The sequence below is a fragment of the Nostoc sp. 'Peltigera membranacea cyanobiont' 210A genome, assembly GCF_002246015.1.
Taxonomy (GTDB): Bacteria; Cyanobacteriota; Cyanobacteriia; order Cyanobacteriales; family Nostocaceae; genus Nostoc.
Map to the genome: position 1 here is coordinate 1 of NZ_NOLJ01000003.1, position 19,517 is coordinate 19,517.

Below are 19,517 nucleotides of genomic sequence, written 5' to 3' on the forward strand. Positions count from 1 at the left end.
GTGCGATTCGTTGCTTAGAGAATCACGGTAAACAGCCCGTACATAACTAAGCCAGCCCGACAGCAGATTACTGTCATTAAAGGCTGAACTCTCGGTCAGATGCAAGTGTAAGCCTTGCCATTCAGACTCAGAATTGACTCCTTACCTGCCCACACCGAACAAGCTCGGTTCTTGTAGAGTGAAGCTGGGAACAGGGCGCAATCAGACGACCGTTGCGGGTTGACACTGGCGCTAACAGGGAGTTCCCATGATGAAACAGAGCCTAAAAAAGCGACTTATCTACAGGCAGGGCGCAACAGAAAACCCTGACCTTGCTGGAGTTCATCCCCGCCGAACATGGTTTTCAGCAACGGCAAGAGTCCAGGGAATCCAGCAGTCGAATTGGCTACATCTAAAGGAACAATCAATCTCTCCGAGGGAACGAATAAAAACGAGTTGTGGGTCTAGGGGCGGTCGAACCCCAAGTAGCCCAGACGAGCGGAGGAATCCCCACAATTCGGGTAGGACAGACCGTAATTGGTCTGAGGTGTTCAGAAAATACAAAACTCTAGAAGAGAAAATGATTAGACACAGTGTAAAAACTAGTGAATCTTGGAAAGCCCTACCGTGGAAGAAATTCCGCCGAAACCTTTTCCGCCTTCAAAAGCGCGTATTTAAAGCGGTTCAAGTTGGAGACAAGCGGAAAGCTAGGTCACTCCAAAAGCTTATTCTTAAATCCACCTCGGCTCGATTTCTTGCAATTAGACTTGTATCTCAGCTAAATGCTGGCAAAAAGACGGCTGGTATTGATGGGAAGAAATCCCTCTCATTTGAAGAACGCTTCAACCTTGAAGAATTACTGAGAATGAACAGTGGAAATTGGAAACATCAAGGACTAAGGGAAATCCCCATCCCCAAAAAGGACGGGACAACCAGAATGCTTAAAATACCAACCATCGCGGATAGAGCTTGGCAATGCCTAGCAAAATATGCACTCGAACCAGCACATGAAGCCACTTTCCACGCACGGAGCTACGGGTTTAGAACTGGGCGCTCTGCCCATGATGCACAAAAGCACATCTTTAATAACCTCAGCGCCCGCAGCAATGGAATAGAAAAACGAGTTATTGAACTCGATATCGAAAAATGCTTCGACAGGATTAACCACTCAGCAATAATGGACGAACTCATTGCTCCCAAAGGCTTAAAACTCGGAATATACCGATGCCTCAAGGCAGGTGTAAATCCAGAATTTCCTGAACAAGGAACCCCACAAGGGGGAGTGGTCAGCCCATTACTAGCAAACATTGCACTCAACGGGATTGAGAGTATACACAGGTACCACTACAGCTACAAACTAGGTAACAAGGTACACGACAAGACCCCAAACAAGGCAGTCATAGAACCATCAATCCGATACGCGGACGACATGGTTATTATACTCCGACCCGAAGATGATGCAACAGAGATACTTGAAAGAATCAGCGAGTTCCTCCGCAAACGCGGAATGAATGTAAGCCAAAAGAAAACCAAAGTTACCGCCGCGACAGATGGGTTTGATTTCCTCGGCTGGCACTTCAAAGTCCAGAAAAACGGAAAGTTCAAAAGTACCCCCTCAGTGGACAACTTCAAAGCATTCCGTAAGAAAGTAAAACACATCGTCAACAACTCGAATTATGGTGCTACCACAAAGGCTGAGAAATTAGCCCCGGTAGTTAGAGGTTGGAGAAATTACCATAAGTTCTGCAAGATGGACGGGTCTAGAAACTCGTTATACCACATTGAAAAAAGAGCTTACACGGTATTCAACAGGGAAACCAAACAAAACCGCTACTCTAGCAAGAAAGTACTAGACAAGGCATTCCCAACAGTTCCCTACTCCGAAAACAAACACGTCATGGTGGCAGGTGAAAAATCCCCCTATGACGGAAATACAGCCTACTGGAGCGAACGTAATAGTAAGCTCTACGACGGCGAAACTTCTATTGCTCTTAAGAAGCAATACCATAAATGTGCTTCCTGCGGCTTAAAGTTCATCGATGAGGAACGGGTTCACCTACATCACATCGACGGAAATCATGCCAACTGGAAGAAAAATAATCTTGAAGCAATTCATGAGAGTTGCCACGATTACAAACACATGAGCAAAAGCACAAAGCTGAGAACATCGGAAGCTGGGTGCGGTGAAAGTCGCACGCCCAGATTTAACTGAGAGGTGCGGGGAATAATATCCCCCATCGACTCAACCCAGCTTATCTTCCAGATTGGAGCATCAATTTATGTACAACACAAAAGCTTATTCCGCAGCCAGTGCAACATCACCTCTGTCCTCCACCAAGATCGCACGGCGCGATCCAACCGAACACGACGTACAGATCGAAATCCTCTTCTGCGGTATCTGCCATTCTGACCTCCACATGGTGCGAAACGAGTGGGGCGGCACGGTCTACCCGATCGTTCCCGGTCATGAGATGGTGGGACGTATCACCCAGATTGGCTCGGCAGTGACGAAGTACAAGCCTGGCGATCTGGCAGGAGTCGGCTGCCTAGTTGATTCGGATGGAACCTGTCCCCAGTGCAAAGCTAACCTTGAACAGTTCTGCCCGAACCTGACCCTCACCTACAACTCCCCAGACAAGCACTTGGGAGGCGTGACTTATGGTGGCTACTCCAATAGCATTGTCGTCGATGAACGCTTCGTTCTGCGCGTTCCAGATAACCTCGATCTCGCCGGGGTTGCGCCGCTCCTGTGTGCTGGGATCACTACCTACTCGCCCCTGCGCCACTGGGGTATTACCGAGGGCAAGAAAGTTGGCGTAGTCGGTCTGGGGGGATTGGGACACATGGGCGTGAAGTTCGCTCGTGCCTTCGGCGCTCATGTCGTTGTCTTTACCACCTCGCCTGAGAAGACGGAAGACGCGCTTCGCCTTGGTGCCGATGAAGTGGTGGTCTCCCGCAATGCCGACGAAATGCAAAAGCACGCTGGCAGCTTCGATTTCATCCTCGATACCGTCTCCGCCAAGCACGACATCAACACCTATCTCAACCTGCTCCGCGTGGATGGCAACATCACCCTGGTCGGCGCACCTGAGAAGCCTCTGGATGTCTCGGCATTCAGCCTGATTATGGGGCGGCGCAATCTCTCCGGCTCAAACATCGGCGGCATTGCCGAAACTCAGGAGATGCTTGACTTTTGTGGCGAACATAACATCACCGCAGATGTCGAAGTTATTCCCATCCAGAAAGTCAACGAAGCTTATGAGCGACTGCTCAAGTCCGATGTGAAGTACCGCTTCTGTATCGATATGGCATCCCTAAAATCTGAATAACCGAGCGGAATTTCAAAGGAGTACCAATGCAAAAGCGGAAACTTGACAACAGCAATGACTGCTGACAGAGGAGGTGAGCGTGAATACCACCCGCTTGAAGGCATTCAGCGACAAGGGATCGCAGCGAAAACGAGTGACAACGGCGGGAGCGATCGACGGCGAACAATATCAGTTCCACATCAATTAATCAGACCCAGATCGTCATGACTTGTTGCAACCGGATGGCAAAGGTCAACCGCGAACCATCGCAGGTTTACTTACTGCTCATGAATAAAAAAGCACAACTTGGAGGGAAACGATGCAAACGGTTGTATTGAATAACGGTGTCAAGATGCCCATTTTAGGGTTCGGTGTCTACCAGATAACTGATACCGAAGAGTGTGAAAGAAGCGTGTATAAAGCAATAGGTGCTGGCTATCGTTTGATTGATACTGCCGCTGCTTATGAAAACGAAGAAGCGGTCGGCAAAGCAATTGAAAGCAGAACTTCAACATTTTCGATTTTGAGTTAAGCCCTGAAGATATAAATGCGATTATCTCGATAGACACGAAGGTTAGCAGCTTCTTCGACCATCGCGATCCGGAAATCGTGAAAATGCTGGGTACTGCAAAACGTAATACCTAAGATCGCTACGCTCCCGTTTAATTTGCCTCAGAAGCCGGAGCGATCGTTCTAATTTCTGATGCCTCAAGCTACACCGTAGGGAGGTGGATGGAAGCTTCAACCATCCGGCGAACATTCTAGAACTGGGTAAAGGCTTCCTGACGGGCAGTATCAGCAAGGACGCAAAATTCGACAAATCCGACTTCCGCAGCATTGTTCCCCGGTTTACGCCGGAGGCTCTCGATGCCAACCAGTTCTTGGTGGATTTGTTGAAAGAGGTGGCAAACCAGAAGAAAGCTACAGCAGCGCAAATCGCCCTGTCCTGGATACTGGCGCAAAAACCGTGGATTGTGCCCATTCCCGGCACGACCAAACTGAGCCGCCTGGAAGAAAACGTTGCGGCAGCAGATATCGAACTGACGCAGGACGAGTTGAAGAGCATCGACGCGGCATTGGCGCAAATTCCAGTGTCAGGCGATCGCTATCCAGAAGAGTTGGAAAAGCGAACGGGATTATAGACAGAATCGCCAATCATAGAATTTTAACCCAAATAAGGAGTGAAATGCCTGAATGAAGTGGCGACGGAGTAATGGCGATGATAACGAGCAATGAACAACAATACAGGGCTTGATTAAGTTCGAGTAAAAGGAAAATAATTATGAGCAAAGTCTGGTTGATCACAGGCGCTGGTAGCGGTATTGGCACTGGAACCGTCAAGGCGGCATTGCAGGCTGGCGATCGTGTAGTCGCGACCGGAAGAAACCTTGACAAAGTGCGTAATGCCTTGCGCGACGTTGCAAGCGAGAATCTTGCATTTGTCCAATTGGACGTTTCCGACGAGGTACAGGCGAAAACAGCCGTCGAGGAGGCGGTGAAACGGTTCGGTCGTATCGACGTTTTGGTTAACAATGCGGGCTACAGCCTGCTTGGTAATTTTGAAGAGATGACCACAGCCGAGATCGAACGCCAGTTCGCGACGAACTTCTATGGTGTGGTGTACGTCATGCGTGCCGTGCTGCCGGTTATGCGTCAGCAGCGGTCGGGCCACATCATCAACATCAGCTCCGTTGCTGGCGTTGTCGGGTTTAAGCACTGTGCCGCCTATGCCGCATCGAAGTTCGCGGTCGAGGGCATCTCGCTGTCGGTCGCGGTCGAGGTCGAGGGGTTCGGCATCAAGATGACGCTCGTCGAACCTGGCTTCTTCCGCACCGACCTTCTGGACAACCAGAATGTCAGATGGCCCAGCAACGCCATCGCAGACTATGCCGCCGAGGGCAACGTCCAGGAAACGTGGTCAGCCTACAACGGCACACAGCAGGGTGACCCGGCAAAGTTGGGCGATGCTCTGGTCAAAATCGCCGGAATGGAGAATCCGCCGAAGCTGTTCGTTGCCGGCAGCGACGCCCTCGCGGCGATCGCGTCGGCTGTCGAGGAACGGTTGCAGGCGACGCGCGCCCATGAAGAGCTATCGAAATCAACAGACGGTTCATTCTAGCGATCGCACAAAAAGCATCATCATCAAATCCACGGCTATGCACATCGCTATTTAGAACTCGATGGCAAGACCGTGGACTAAATGGAACAGGTCAGCGACGAACAATACCAGACCTAATCGTAGAGCAAGACAATTCCGACCTTTAATTCAAGAACAGGAGTTCAAAAAATGCAAAAGCGCAAACTTGGAAACAGTAATCTGGAAGTCTCGGCTATCGGGCTGGGCTGTATGGGAATGAGCTTTTCCTATGGCCCGCCCAAAGACACGCAGGAGATGACCGCTCTTCTCCGGGCCGCTGTCGAACGCGGCATTACATTCTTTGACACCGCCGAGGTCTACGGCCCGTTCACCAACGAAGAGCTTGTGGGCGAAGCCCTCGCTCCCTTCCGCGGGCAAGTGGTCATCGCCACCAAATTCGGATTCGACCTCAGTCCTAATTCTGATCCCCGTGGGATGAAGGGTGCGCCAGGATTGGATAGTCGGCCGGAGCGCATCAAGCAGGCCGTGGAGGGTTCGCTCAAGCGACTCCAGGTCGAGACAATCGACCTGCTCTATCAGCACCGGGTTGATCCGAACGTGCCGATCGAAGACGTGGCAGGAGCGGTGAAGGAACTGATTCAGTCAGGGAAGGTGAAGCACTTTGGACTCTCGGAAGCAGGAGTGCAAACGATTCGTCGCGCGCACGCGGTTCAGCCTGTCACTGCTCTCCAGAGCGAATACTCGCTGTGGACGAGGACTCCTGAAAAAGAAGTGATACCGACCCTTGAGGAACTTGGAATCGGCTTTGTCCCGTACAGCCCGCTGGGCAAGGGCTTTCTCACTGGCAAGATGGACGAAAGCACAACCTTCGACAGTTCCGACTTCCGCAGCACCCTGCCTCGCTTCACGCCGGAGGCTCTGAAGGCGAATCAGGCCCTGATTAATCTGCTCGGTAGCATCGCCGAACAGAAGCAGGCGACACCTGCTCAGATTGCGATCGCCTGGCTGCTGGCCCAGAAGCCTTGGATTGTGCCGATTCCAGGCACCACAAAGCTGCATCGCTTGGACGAAAACATCGGGGCAGTCTCAGTCGAACTCACGCCCGACGATCTGCGTGACATCGATGATGCCGCCTCTAAGATCGCGGTGCAAGGGGCTAGATACCCTGAAAAGCTGGAGCAAATGACCGGTCGTTGAGCGTTAAAAAATGTGTTTTATAGTTCAATACAGTTCAGAATGAGCAACAAAACACTTGTAGAGACGGCAATTTATCGCGCCTCGAAAACCCAAAATTGTTGCCAGTAGCCCTTACCTGAACCGTATTGTTCTATAGTTGCATTCCGTAGCTCACTAATTGGAGTTTAGACAAAAATTAGCCAGAAAAAACTATCAAAATTTGTGCAAATGGTACTGACACGAATGGGACTAAGAAAAGCCCAAAGACTTATTGTATCCTCGTTCCCAACCTCCAGGCTGGGAACCAGTTGGGGCAAGGGCTGTATCTTTTCTTAGTGCCATTCGGTACTGACACTTATGCAACTAGCGCTTGTGATGATTTCGCATGGATTTATGAATCTTCTTCCATCTTTCTTTCTCAGCTAATTGCGCTCTCTGGTCTTGTTTGCGGGTCAGGTAGTTGAGTTATTTTTGCAACTTTTGGTAGCTAAGAAATCTAGAATAATCAAGTTCTCCCTCAGCCAAAGCCTGCTGCACGACACAACCCGGTTCGTTATTATGCTGACAATTGCGGAAATAGCATTCTTGCGCCAAGGTTTCGATGTCTGCAAAAGTTTCTTGCAAACCTTCATCACCTGCCCAAATTTGGATTTCCCGCATTCCTGGAGTATCAATAATTAATCCGCCAGTAGAGAGCAAAATCAACTCACGATTAGTTGTCGTGTGTTTACCTCTGTCATCACCTTGCCGCACTGGTTGCACAACTTGGACAGATGCACCTTGCAGTTGGTTGGTGATGGTGGATTTACCAACACCAGAAGACCCCAACAAAGCAACTGTCTGTCCTGGTTGCAAGTAAGGTTTTAAGGTATCCAATCCTTGATGATTGGTGGCACTTAAAACTGCAATTGGTACACCCAAAGCAACTGCTTCTACTTGGGTTAAATACTTTTCTAGAGAATTGCACAAATCTGCTTTGTTTAACACAATTACCGGATTTGCACCACTTTCCCAAGCCAGAATCAGATAACGCTCAACTCTTCTTGGGTTAAAATCGCCATCCAATCCTGAGACTAAGAAGACTGTATCAATATTCGCTGCAACAATTTGTTCTTCTGTTTTACTACCCACCGTCTTGCGAGAAAATTTGCTTTTCCTGGGTAAAATCTCGTTGATAGTGGCTCGTCCTTCAGATTCTCTGACACTAATCACAACCCAATCTCCAACGGCGGGAAAATCTTGTGGTTGAGAAGCACGATGCCGCAATTTACCTGAAACTTCTGCTGAAAGTTCCCCTTGTTCACTATAGAGCGTGTAAGTATTTCTGTATTCAATGGCAACCCTACCAACGCTAAATCCTTGTAAGCGATAGGGTTCAAAGCTGTGAGCAAAAAAGTCACTCCAGCCTAAATAATCCAAATTCATTGATGTTTCCTCGATGTGTGCTACTTGTTTTGCACAAGGTTCCACAGAGGAAGACACTTCTATGCAGGGGAACTCCCCGCACCAGAATGTCTGTGAATTCTAGTTTTCATTCCTGTAGAAAAGAGGACTGAACAGAATCTCTGCGCCTTGTGTTCTTTGAGTTGGGATGGTCAAAGTAACCCGGACTGCTAGCAACTCAGTCATAGTTCGTCCTCCTTGTGTACTACAGTAAATAATCTCCATTACTACATTAGCCTATTCCAGAAAATTCGTTTAAATTATCCGATTTGAACCCTGATGTAGAGACACGATTTATCGCGTCTTGCAATACCAATGCACAAGTTTGCACATTACAAAAATAATCTTGGTAAAAAATATCTGCTCATCTTTCACCAACTTCTAGCGAAAGAAAGAGTTTGAGGCTGAGTATCTCTGTAATCATGAATGCGGATAAGTGTTTACCTGCTAAATAACTGATATGCCGCAATATTTCGGAAAACTACCCACAACAAACCAAGCTTGGACGACTGTCAGCAATGTAAAAGCTGTAACCTGGGACAATAATATTATTAATTTTGACTGTGGCGACTCACGTCTGACCATCAGTGTACTTACTCCGAATTTAATCCGCGTGCGTTTCGCACCAACTGGGGAATTTATGCCTCGCCGCTCTTGGGCAGTGACGTTGGATGATGCAGAATGGGCAATAACACCTTTTACAGTGAGGGAAACTGAAGCAACGGTCGAAATTGAAACAGAACAGATTCGTGTGTGCGTTCAGCGGGAAAAATGTCGCATCGCCTGTTTTGACAAAGCTAATCGTCCCTTTGCTCAAGATGCAGAGATGGGGATAGGTTGGCGGATGGGCGCAGTTGCAGGGTGGAAGGAAATTGCAGCCGATGAACATTTCTATGGCTTTGGTGAACGCACAGGCTTTCTGGATAAACTCAGCGAAGTGAAAACCAACTGGACAACGGATGCTCTAGATTATGATTCACTCACTGATGAAATGTACCAGGCAATTCCATTTTTTATGGCTTTGCGTCCACAGGTAAGCTATGGCATCTTTTTCAACACCACTTTTTGGAGTCAGTTCGATATTGGTGCTGAACAACCAGGTATTTGGAAGATGGAAACTCGTGGCGGTGAATTGGATTATTACATTATCTACGGCCCCGAACCTGCCCAAATCCTGGAGACTTACACTCAGCTAACTGGGAGAATGCCATTACCGCCGAAATGGGCGCTGGGTTATCATCAATGCCGTTGGAGTTACGAATCAGAAAACGTTGTGCGGGAACTAGCAAAGGAATTTCGTCAGCGCCGCATTCCCTGCGATGTTATTCACTTGGATATTGATTATATGCGGGGCTATCGAGTGTTTACTTGGAGTCCTCAACGTTTCCCCAATGCGGCAAAACTCATTAGTGATTTAGCAGAGGATGGTTTCAAAACAGTCACAATTATCGATCCTGGTGTGAAGTATGAACCAGAAGGTAATTATCACGTTTTTGACCAAGGAATAGAAAACGACTATTTTGTGCGTAAAGTTGATGGTACTTTGTTCCACGGCTATGTTTGGCCTGAGAAAGCTGTTTTTCCTGATTTTTTACGTCCTGATGTGAGTAACTGGTGGGCTGATTTACACAAAAGCCTAACTGATATTGGTGTGGCAGGAATTTGGAATGATATGAATGAACCTGCCATAAACGATCGCCCTTTCGGAGATGATGGTGAAAAGATTTGGTTTCCTCTAGATGCGCCGCAGGGGAGTGAGGAGGCAGGGGGANGGAGATGGGGGAGATGGGGGAGAGGAGGAGAACTTTCAATCCAAAATCGTTCGACTGAGCGAAGTCGAAGTCCCAAATCTAAAATCTAAAATTGATGTGACTCATATAGAAGTGCATAACTTGTATGGGTTGATGATGGCTAAAGCTTGCTATGAAGGGTTGCAACGGCATCGAAGTTCACAGCGATCTTTTGTGTTAACGCGATCGGGTTATGCTGGTGTGCAACGCTGGTCTTCTGTGTGGATGGGGGATAACCAATCGTTGTGGGAGCATTTAGAAATGTCTCTGCCGATGCTTTGTAACATGGGACTTTCGGGTGTGGGGTTTGTGGGTTGCGATATTGGCGGGTTTGCTGGTAACGCCACTGCTGAATTATTCGCTCGGTGGATGCAGGTAGGGATGCTTTACCCCTTGATGCGCGGTCACTCGGCAATGTCTACTGCTCGTCATGAACCTTGGGTATTTGGCGATCGCGTTGAAAATATCTGTCGAGAATACATTAATCTACGTTACCAATTACTTCCCTATATTTATAGTCTTTTCTGGGAAGCAGCAACGACGGGCGCACCGATTTTAAGACCATTATTGTACCACTTCCCTAACGATCCGAAAACCTATAGCCTTTACGATCAAGTATTGCTAGGTGCATCGCTGATGGCTGCACCAATTTACCGCCCTGGAGTTGAGCATCGAGCTGTCTACTTACCCGCTGGCACTTGGTATGATTGGTGGAGTGGCGATCGCTATGAAGGCCCAATTCACATTCTTGCTCATGCACCACTAGAAACAATGCCACTGTATGTTCGTAGCGGTGCGATCGTTCCTATGCAACCTGTTAGCCAATATGTTGATGAAGCCCCACTCGACCAGATTCGGTTACGAGTTTGGCCTGGTAACAACGAATATCAGTTATTTGAAGATGATGGACAGACAAGCAAGTATCAAGATAATAACTTCTCACTAACCAACATCTGTGTATTTACTCAGGCAAGCCAAACAGTAGTGGAAATTGCAGCAAGAGTTGGAGAGTGGACACCTCCACTGCGAGAAGTGATTGTAGAACTTGTAGGTGTTGGAGAGCAACGGTTTCAAGATGATGGTAAGCGACATAGCCTACAATTCTGAAATACTCGTAAAGGTGGTTTTTGAGCCACCATTATTTCCTACTTTAAATTATGCAAGAAAAAATATGCATAGAGGTAGATGAAAAATCAGCCAAAGTGTAACCTAAAATACAAAGAGCATCAATGATTAGATCGTGAGAAATACGTAAGTTTACTACGCTAGATAGATGCGGTTAGAGAACACTCAATGTTAAATATTAACCGCTTGCGGCTGCAAGATAGATTTAAAATTTCTACAAATGCACTTGTGGCAAGAGTCGCAAGTGCGATCGCTGTTTTTGTTGGTAGTTTGGTATTAGTTGGCTGGTGTCTTGGTATTGAAGTTCTCAAGCGCGGCTTCCCTGGTAGTCCTGCCACGATGAAAGTCAACACGGCGTTATGTTTTGTGTTGTGTGGTGTGTTCGCTCCCATTCGCCCCGGATGCGATGTCGCTATACTAGTTTGCAAATCACGAAACACCAGTTCGTCAATGCCAAGATTCNGTCAACGTTGCGGCTGGAATTCCCTCTTGTTCTCGCATCGACTAAACAGAGGGGGGTGGGGGCAGAGGGGAAAGAACAATTCAAAATTACCCGCATAGTTCCACAGCCTCCTTGCCCGTACTTACTCTTCTAATCTCTCAGGTCTGTGCAATAGCTGTCACTACAATTGCAGCGCTTACTCTCTGTCAATATCTGTTTGGCTGGAATCTTGGCATTGACGAACTGGTGTTTCGTGATTTGCAAACTAGTATAGCGACATCGCATCCGGGGCGAATGGGAGCGAACACAGCACTGAACTTTATCCTGGTCAGTGTCGCCCTACAGATACTAATTCATCTAAAAACCCACCGCAGTTATTGGTATGCCCAGATTATCGCTCTGATTGCTACTTTAATTTCCTTTCAGGCGCTGATGGGCTATGCCTACCAAGTGAAAGTTCTCTACGGACTCGCCCCTTATACAACATCAATGGCGTTACATACAGCGGTGTTGTTCCTCTTACTAAGTATGGGTATTCTGTGGGCGCGGGCAGAACATGGGTTAATGAGGGTAGTTACAAGTGATAGTTACGGCGGCTTACTTGCACGTCGTTTACTAGTTGCTGCGATCGCAGTACCTTTTATATTAGGGTGGGTAATTGTTGAAGGGCAACGGGCAGGACAATACGATCCGGCATTTGCAGTATCGGTGTTTGCGATCGTTCTGATTGTAATTTTTACTATTTTGATTTGGCAAAGTGCCAGGGTTATTGAACGCCTCAGCTATCAACGCGACCTTGCCCAAGAAGCACTGAGAACCCACGAAGCTAAATTAGGGAGTTTTGTAGATTCTAACGTCATCGGCATTCTGTTTGGCGATGTGTATGGCGGTATCCAGCAGGCAAACGACGAATTCTTGAGGATGATTGGTTACACGCGGGAGGATTTGTTAGCAGGTAAGTTAAGTTGGAGCAATATCACACCACCAGATTATCTATACTTGGATGAGCGAGGTGTTGCTGAAGCCCAAGGAAATACCAACGCTACTTGTACGCCCTACGAGAAAGAATATATTCGCAAAGATGGTAGCCGCATCCCGGTTTTAGTTGGTTACGTGCTGCTAGGAGAAAATCGGGAAGAGTCAGTGGCGTTTATCCTCGACTTAAGCGAACGCAAGCAAGCAGAGGCAGAGCAACAAAAATTAGTGTCGGTAGTAGAAAATAGCTCTGATTTTATCGGCATCGCCACCCTTGAAGGTCAATTACTCTACATAAATGATGCAGGTCAAAAGCTTGTAGGTCTTGCCAGCCTTGATGAAGTCAGGCAAAAAGCAGTATTAGATCACTTCATGCCCAAAGACAAAGCCTATTTCCAAAAATATATACTGCCGACTGTGCTATCAGAAGGGCGCTGGCAGGGAGAATTCTGCTTCCAGCATCTCCAAACAGGTCAACCGATACCAGTTGATTACAACATCTTCACCGTTACAGATAAAAACACAGGTCAGCCAATTGCCTTAGCAACGGTGACTCGCGACATCAGCGAGCAAAAACAGGCCAAGGAACAAATATTACAACTAAACAGGGATCTACAGCGCCGCATTACTGAATTACAAACTTTGTTAGAGGTAATTCCTATTGGAATTGGCATTGCCGAAGATCCAGAATGCCAAAATATTAAGGTCAACCCTTCTTTTGCCAAGCAGTTGGGGATATCGTCAGATACAAATGCTTCCCTTACCGCTCCCTTGAATGAAAGACCAACCAGCTTTAAAATCTACCGCGAGGGAAGGGAACTTTCAACAGAGGAACTCCCAATGCAGTACTCTGCTGCTCATGGTGTCGAAGTTCTGGATTTTGAAGTTGATATAGTTCATGAAAATGGCAAAATCGTCAACCTGTTAGAGTACGTTGCACCCCTGTTTGACGAAGAGGGTAAAACCAGAGGAAGCGTTGGTGCATTTTTAGATATTACGGAGCGCAAACAGGCAGAGGAAGTACTTTTAAATCAGCAAAAATGGCTAGAGGATGTGTTAAATCTGATGCCAAGACCGTTGCTGTTTATCGAACCAGGAACGGCGCGGGTAACTTTTGCCAATCGCTCTGCTGACGAATTAGCTGGGGGCGAATTTCCTAAAGGTGTACCAGCCGCAGAGTATCATACAGTTTACCACTACACGAATGCCGCTGGCGATCGCATCCCCAATGAACTTATGCCAGGTGTGCGGGTTGCCCGTGGCGAACGCCTGAATGCATTGGAGGTGGACTGGCATACTCCCGCTGGTGTGCGCTCTCTACTAGTATTTGCTGATACCTTGCCAGCAATGCACGGTCATCCGGCTACCTGTATCTTGGTGTTCCAAGAAATCAGCAACCTCAAGAAGGCACAAAAAGCCCTCTCGTTAAGTTACAAAAGGCTCAAGCTACTATTTGACACTGCCAACGATTTATTATCGAGTCAGCAACCAGTAGTACTAATCGATAGCGTCTACCAAAAACTAAGAGATCAAATTGGAATAGAAGTTTATTTTAACTATTTGGTTGTGGATAACTCTCAGCTAATGCGGCTAGAGTCTTACAGTGGCATTTCCCCAGAACTGGCAAACCAAATCCAGTCTTTGGGATTTGGTGAAACAGTTTGTGGGACTGTAGCCCAGGAACGTTGTGCAACCGTTCTAGAGAATGTGCAGCAATCAATTGACCCGAAAACAGAATTGATTCGTTCTTTAGGTATTACTGCTTATTATGCATATCCATTGATCGCCCAAGGACGGCTATTGGGTACTCTTTCTTTTGGCAGCCGCACTCTGTTGAGCTTCACCGACAACCAAAAAGGGATGATGCAAGCAGTGTGTGACCAAATAGCGATCGCAATGGAACGGGCTAGTTTAATTGCTTCTTTGCAACAACAAACTGAGCAGTTGCAAGAAGCCAACCGGATGAAGGATGAGTTTCTAGGGATATTATCCCACGAATTGCGATCGCCCCTCAATGCCATCCTTGGCTGGGCACAATTACTGCAACGAAGCAAGCTCAGTGATACCCAAATGGCTAGGGCGACGGAGACAATTGAGCGCAACGCCAAAGCGCAAACCCAGCTGATTGAAGACCTGCTAGATATATCGCGGATGGTTAGAGGCAAGTTACACCTCGATGTCCGTACTTGTAATTTAGTTCCCATAATTGAGTCAGCCATCAAGACTGTTAGTTTAGCCGCCCAATCCAAGGAAATCGATTTGAGATTTTCCCTGATTCCCTCAAAAGAAATGCGAAATTCAGATTGGGAATTAGGAGTTAATCACGAAAATCTCGAATTTTCAGCAGCACAATCCCAAACCAATCAACATTCAGAGGACAGCAAGCTGGGTGAAAATTCTCAATATTTAGTTTCCGGGGATTTCGAGCGCTTGCAACAAATCATTTGGAATCTGCTATCCAACGCCATCAAATTTACACCCGTTGGCGGAAGGGTAGAGTTGCAATTGTCAGTGGTTAGTGGACAAGAAAAACCACAGACAACGGATAAATATGCCCAAATTCAGGTGATTGATACAGGCATTGGTATCAGCCCTAATTTTCTTCCTTACGTTTTTGATCGCTTTCGTCAAGCTGATAGTTCTAATACTAGAATCTATGGTGGATTAGGACTAGGATTAGCGATCGTCCGTCATTTAGTAGAATTACATGGTGGTACTGTGTACGTAGATAGCCCAGGCAAAGAACAAGGAGCGACGTTTACCGTGAAACTACCACTACTGAAGAATGCCCACCTCAGCTCTTTTGCCCCTCTGCCCCCACCCCCCTCTGTTTAGTCGATGCGAGAACAAGAGGGAATTCCAGCCGCAACGTTGACAGGTGATGCTACTACGAAAGACCCATTATTGTAGAGACGGCGATTCATCGCGTCTCTTGCCTTAACCGAACAGTATTAGGACGGAGTTAGAAATGGGGCATTGGGGAATATGAATTAAATTCTCCCCTATGTCTCACGAGCTTTTTTTCTAATCTCAAAATTTTTTATATGTAGCTGTCCGAATAATTAGTATGATTCCCATAGTAGTTAACCACTTACTTACTACGTGCTTAGTTTTGTAGGTTGGGTGCAGCGATAGCGTAACCCAACATAAATCAGGTGGTAATGTTGGGTTGCGTTTCACTCCACCCAACCTACATAAATATATCTTTTAAAAAACTCTAGGTTTCAACATAGATGAGGTTTAGCAGTCCTAAATCATTTGTGAAAATTATATATCTCTTTCTTCCCTTTACGTCCTTCTCTAGGAGACACTACGCATTAACATAGTGTCTCCTACAGAAAGCGGTTCGTTGCCTTATCTATATTTTTCATGAATCAAATAGGACTGCGATAATGTCCGAATAATTAGTATGATTCCCATAGCAGTTAACCACTTACTTACTACGTGCTGGGATTTAAGTAGCCTTCTACTTACCGAGACTCAGGAGGTTGTTGCAGGCGTAATAGCGTATTGTAAACCTGCTTTTTTAAGATAGTATTATTTTGTAGTTCTATAGTAATTTTGTTGAACTGTTCAAATTTCAAACCATTATCTTCGACAATTTTTTGAGCGTGGTTACAGTAGTTCACTGCGATATCTTGAGCCTTCTTTGGAAGACCATTTATGCTATTAGAATCGTTGCAAACAATCTGGGGGATTTCTCCATTGCCAATCAGTTTTTTAATTTCTTCAAAAGCATTTTGACGGGCTGGCTCCATTGCTAGCACGGCTTGAGCATAACTGTCAATTTCAGTATTGTTAACTATTGGTGCTGGAGTTTGAGCCTCAGCTTTAGAACTCAATGAAAAACCGTTAGAAATCACACTCACAGTAGCGATCGCGCCAAAAAATAACGATCGCGAGAGGGTTCGCTTTCGGCTAGTTCGAGAAAATAAATCGAAAATTTTCTTCATATAGTGTGTGACACGAAACTACATCAGGGATATTATAAGAACTTTGAATTATTTTCAGAGTTGGAAGTTCCAGGAACCGATCAATAGATCGAGCTTTTATATTTGATTGTCAATTCCCTCGGCATACTTGACAAAGTTCGATTACTTTTGTCTGGAGTGTTGACATTTCTGATGCTCCTTGCTTAAGGCTAACCTCTAATTCCAGCAGTAGGGGTAAGCAAAAGATTAACTGTTGCACAGAAAGCAGCTTGATTTCTTGCTGTAAGAAGTAAATCCGTTTGGGATTACCGATATCAGCGGCTTTAGCTATCGCTTGTTGATTCCGTTCCCCACTTTCTATCATAATCTTTACCCACAGCCAGGTGCGAAATTGTCCAATCAGTGTGGCAACTATCCGTAATCCCGGCTCGGAAGCATTGTTCAAATCTGCCAGTGTTGTCAAAGCTTTAGCTGTATCTCCTGTTCTGATTGCTGCTGCTAATTGTAAGCTATTTTGAGTAGTATTTCTTACTAGCTTCGTAACAGTATCTGTGTCTAAAGGCTTATTGCTATCTTGGACATATAGCCGTAATTTCTCTAACTCATTGTAAAGAAGCCGTGTATCATTCCCTACCGCTTCTGCCAACAGATGGGAAGTATTGGCAGTCAGTTTCACGCCCACAGTCTGGGCTGCTTGATTAACAGATTGCACCAGTAATTCTGTTTTCCAAGGGGGGATGAGGGGAAATTCTCGGAATTCAGTCGCAAACTGTTTTAACAATTTCGTGGATTTGAGGCGTTCATCTGGCTTATTGCGGCTAGTGAGCAATAAAAATGAGTTTTCGGGAATCACAGGTAGCGATCGCCCCAATTCTGCCAACACATTCTCTGGACAGTGCTGACACAGAGTAGTGTTGATCAGCCATACCAAGCGCCCACCAGCGCCAAAAGTAGGCGTCATCACCTGATTTAACCCCTGGATAGTAGCATCAGCTTGATCTGGTGAGAATGCAGTGTAATTAAAACTTGTCCATTGGGGATCGAGAACGCGATCGCGCAAAAGTGCGATCGCCTTTTCCATCGCAAAATCATCTTCACCCCAGTAAACATAGATTGGCATAGATAAACCTCTTAGTAGATGGGCCATTAGGAGTGCTGAGTGCTGTTAGCGGTAGCGGGGCGTTTAGCCCGTGCTAAGTTAGGAGTTAGGAGTTAAGAGTTTTGTTTACCCCCTTGTCCCCTTGCAAGGGGACAAGGGGGTAAACAAAACTCTTAACTCCTAACTCCTAACTTAGCACGGGCTAAACGCCCCGCTACCGCTAACAGCACTCAGCACTCCTAATGGCCCATCTACTAAGAGGTTTATCTATGCCAATCTATGTTTACTGGGGTGAAGATGATTTTGCGATGGAAAAGGCGATCGCACTTTTGCGCGATCGCGTTCTCGATCCCCAATGGACAAGTTTTAATTACACTGCATTCTCACCAGATCAAGCTGATGCTACTATCCAGGGGTTAAATCAGGTGATGACGCCTACTTTTGGCGCTGGTGGGCGCTTGGTATGGCTGATCAACACTACTCTGTGTCAGCACTGTCCAGAGAATGTGTTGGCAGAATTGGGGCGATCGCTACCTGTGATTCCCGAAAACTCATTTTTATTGCTCACTAGCCGCAATAAGCCAGATGAACGCCTCAAATCCACGAAATTGTTAAAACAGTTTGCGACTGAATTCCGAGAATTTCCCCTCATCCCCCCTTGGAAAACAGAATTACTGGTGCAATCTGTTAATCAAGCAGCCCAGACTGTGGGCGTGAAACTGACTGCCAATACTTCCCATCTGTTGGCAGAAGCGGTAGGGAATGATACACGGCTTCTTTACAATGAGTTAGAGAAATTACGGCTATATGTCCAAGATAGCAATAAGCCTTTAGACACAGATACTGTTACGAAGCTAGTAAGAAATACTACTCAAAATAGCTTACAATTAGCAGCAGCAATCAGAACAGGAGATACAGCTAAAGCTTTGACAACACTGGCAGATTTGAACAATGCTTCCGAGCCGGGATTACGGATAGTTGCCACACTGATTGGACAATTTCGCACCTGGCTGTGGGTAAAGATTATGATAGAAAGTGGGGAACGGAATCAACAAGCGATAGCTAAAGCCGCTGATATCGGTAATCCCAAACGGATTTACTTCTTACAGCAAGAAATCAAGCTGCTTTCTGTGCAACAGTTAATCTTTTGCTTACCCCTACTGCTGGAATTAGAGGTTAGCCTTAAGCAAGGAGCATCAGAAATGTCAACACTCCAGACAAAAGTAATCGAACTTTGTCAAGTATGCCGAGGGAATTGACAATCAAATATAAAAGCTCGATCTATTGATCGGTTCCTGGAACTTCCAACTCTGAAAATAATTCAAAGTTCTTATAATATCCCTGATGTAGTTTCGTGTCACACACTATATGAAGAAAATTTTCGATTTATTTTCTCGAACTAGCCGAAAGCGAACCCTCTCGCGATCGTTATTTTTTGGCGCGATCGCTACTGTGAGTGTGATTTCTAACGGTTTTTCATTGAGTTCTAAAGCTGAGGCTCAAACTCCAGCACCAATAGTTAACAATACTGAAATTGACAGTTATGCTCAAGCCGTGCTAGCAATGGAGCCAGCCCGTCAAAATGCTTTTGAAGAAATTAAAAAACTGATTGGCAATGGAGAAATCCCCCAGATTGTTTGCAACGATTCTAATAGCATAAATGGTCTTCCAAAGAAGGCTCAAGATATCGCAGTGAACTACTGTAACCACGCTCAAAAAATTGTCGAAGATAATGGTTTGAAATTTGAACAGTTCAACAAAATTACTATAGAACTACAAAATAATACTATCTTAAAAAAGCAGGTTTACAATACGCTATTACGCCTGCAACAACCTCCTGAGTCTCGGTAAGTAGAAGGCTACTTAAATCCCAGCACGTAGTAAGTAAGTGGTTAACTGCTATGGGAATCATACTAATTATTCGGACATTATCGCAGTCCTATTTGATTCATGAAAAATATAGATAAGGCAACGAACCGCTTTCTGTAGGAGACACTATGTTAATGCGTAGTGTCTCCTAGAGAAGGACGTAAAGGGAAGAAAGAGATATATAATTTTCACAAATGATTTAGGACTGCTAAACCTCATCTATGTTGAAACCTAGAGTTTTTTAAAAGATATATTTATGTAGGTTGGGTGGAGTGAAACGC

13 protein-coding genes and 1 pseudogene are annotated in these 19,517 nt (G+C 46.1%); 10 read left to right on the forward strand and 4 right to left on the reverse strand.

The window, feature by feature from the left end; translation table 11 throughout:
• Positions 1–559 precede the first annotated feature (559 nt).
• From CDG76_RS09295 to CDG76_RS09320, 6 genes are all read left to right on the forward strand, one after another.
• Positions 560–2,191 (forward strand): group II intron reverse transcriptase/maturase, encoded by a 1,632-nt coding sequence (locus CDG76_RS09295; RefSeq protein ID WP_094349380.1) that lies wholly within the window; start codon positions 560–562, stop codon positions 2,189–2,191.
• A gap of 67 nt (positions 2,192–2,258) precedes the next feature.
• The gene (locus CDG76_RS09300; RefSeq protein ID WP_094348773.1) at positions 2,259–3,308 is read left to right on the forward strand and encodes an NAD(P)-dependent alcohol dehydrogenase; all 1,050 of its coding nucleotides are present in this window, start codon (positions 2,259–2,261) and stop codon (positions 3,306–3,308) included.
• 298 nt (positions 3,309–3,606) lie between these two features.
• Complete coding sequence (locus tag CDG76_RS09305) at positions 3,607–3,819, forward strand: aldo/keto reductase (protein WP_223265189.1); 213 nt, start codon at positions 3,607–3,609, stop codon at positions 3,817–3,819.
• A 196-nt stretch (positions 3,820–4,015) separates the two neighbouring features.
• The gene (locus CDG76_RS09310) at positions 4,016–4,429 is read left to right on the forward strand and encodes an aldo/keto reductase (RefSeq protein WP_094348774.1); all 414 of its coding nucleotides are present in this window, start codon (positions 4,016–4,018) and stop codon (positions 4,427–4,429) included.
• Positions 4,430–4,569: 140 nt separating this feature from the next.
• On the forward strand, positions 4,570–5,406 hold the full coding sequence (locus tag CDG76_RS09315) for an SDR family NAD(P)-dependent oxidoreductase (protein ID WP_094348775.1): 837 nt from the start codon (positions 4,570–4,572) through the stop codon (positions 5,404–5,406).
• A 168-nt stretch (positions 5,407–5,574) separates the two neighbouring features.
• Positions 5,575–6,582 carry an aldo/keto reductase gene (locus CDG76_RS09320; protein WP_094348776.1) on the forward strand — a complete coding sequence of 336 codons (1,008 nt, stop codon included), beginning with the start codon at positions 5,575–5,577 and terminating at the stop codon, positions 6,580–6,582.
• 444 nt (positions 6,583–7,026) lie between these two features.
• Here CDG76_RS09320 and rsgA read toward each other — a convergent pair whose 3' ends face one another.
• Positions 7,027–7,986, reverse strand: a complete 960-nt coding sequence (rsgA, locus tag CDG76_RS09325; protein WP_223265190.1) for a ribosome small subunit-dependent GTPase A — start codon at positions 7,984–7,986, stop codon at positions 7,027–7,029.
• A 478-nt stretch (positions 7,987–8,464) separates the two neighbouring features.
• On the opposite strand from rsgA, the pseudogene CDG76_RS39590 reads away from it, so the two are divergent.
• Positions 8,465–10,901 (forward strand): annotated as a pseudogene (locus CDG76_RS39590) (glycoside hydrolase family 31 protein).
• Positions 10,902–11,059: 158 nt separating this feature from the next.
• Here the strand turns inward: CDG76_RS39590 and CDG76_RS36000 are convergent.
• The gene (locus tag CDG76_RS36000; protein WP_190240805.1) at positions 11,060–11,347 is read right to left on the reverse strand and encodes a hypothetical protein; all 288 of its coding nucleotides are present in this window, start codon (positions 11,345–11,347) and stop codon (positions 11,060–11,062) included.
• A 146-nt stretch (positions 11,348–11,493) separates the two neighbouring features.
• Here CDG76_RS36000 and CDG76_RS37195 point away from each other — a divergent pair, with 146 nt between their 5' ends.
• Entirely contained in the window at positions 11,494–15,171 is a 3,678-nt protein-coding gene (locus tag CDG76_RS37195; RefSeq protein WP_094348777.1) for a sensor histidine kinase, read from the forward strand.
• 635 nt (positions 15,172–15,806) lie between these two features.
• Here the strand turns inward: CDG76_RS37195 and CDG76_RS09340 are convergent.
• Together CDG76_RS09340 and holA (CDG76_RS09345) are read right to left on the reverse strand one after the other, a co-directional pair.
• On the reverse strand, positions 15,807–16,289 hold the full coding sequence (locus CDG76_RS09340) for a DUF4168 domain-containing protein (RefSeq protein ID WP_094348778.1): 483 nt from the start codon (positions 16,287–16,289) through the stop codon (positions 15,807–15,809).
• 109 nt (positions 16,290–16,398) lie between these two features.
• Positions 16,399–17,388 (reverse strand): DNA polymerase III subunit delta, encoded by a 990-nt coding sequence (gene holA, locus CDG76_RS09345; protein ID WP_094348779.1) that lies wholly within the window; start codon positions 17,386–17,388, stop codon positions 16,399–16,401.
• Positions 17,389–17,636: 248 nt separating this feature from the next.
• Here holA (CDG76_RS09345) and holA (CDG76_RS09350) point away from each other — a divergent pair, with 248 nt between their 5' ends.
• Both holA (CDG76_RS09350) and CDG76_RS09355 read left to right on the forward strand, forming a co-directional pair.
• The gene (gene holA / locus CDG76_RS09350) at positions 17,637–18,626 is read left to right on the forward strand and encodes a DNA polymerase III subunit delta (protein ID WP_094348779.1); all 990 of its coding nucleotides are present in this window, start codon (positions 17,637–17,639) and stop codon (positions 18,624–18,626) included.
• 109 nt (positions 18,627–18,735) lie between these two features.
• Positions 18,736–19,218 carry a DUF4168 domain-containing protein gene (locus CDG76_RS09355; protein ID WP_094348778.1) on the forward strand — a complete coding sequence of 161 codons (483 nt, stop codon included), beginning with the start codon at positions 18,736–18,738 and terminating at the stop codon, positions 19,216–19,218.
• Positions 19,219–19,517 lie beyond the last annotated feature (299 nt).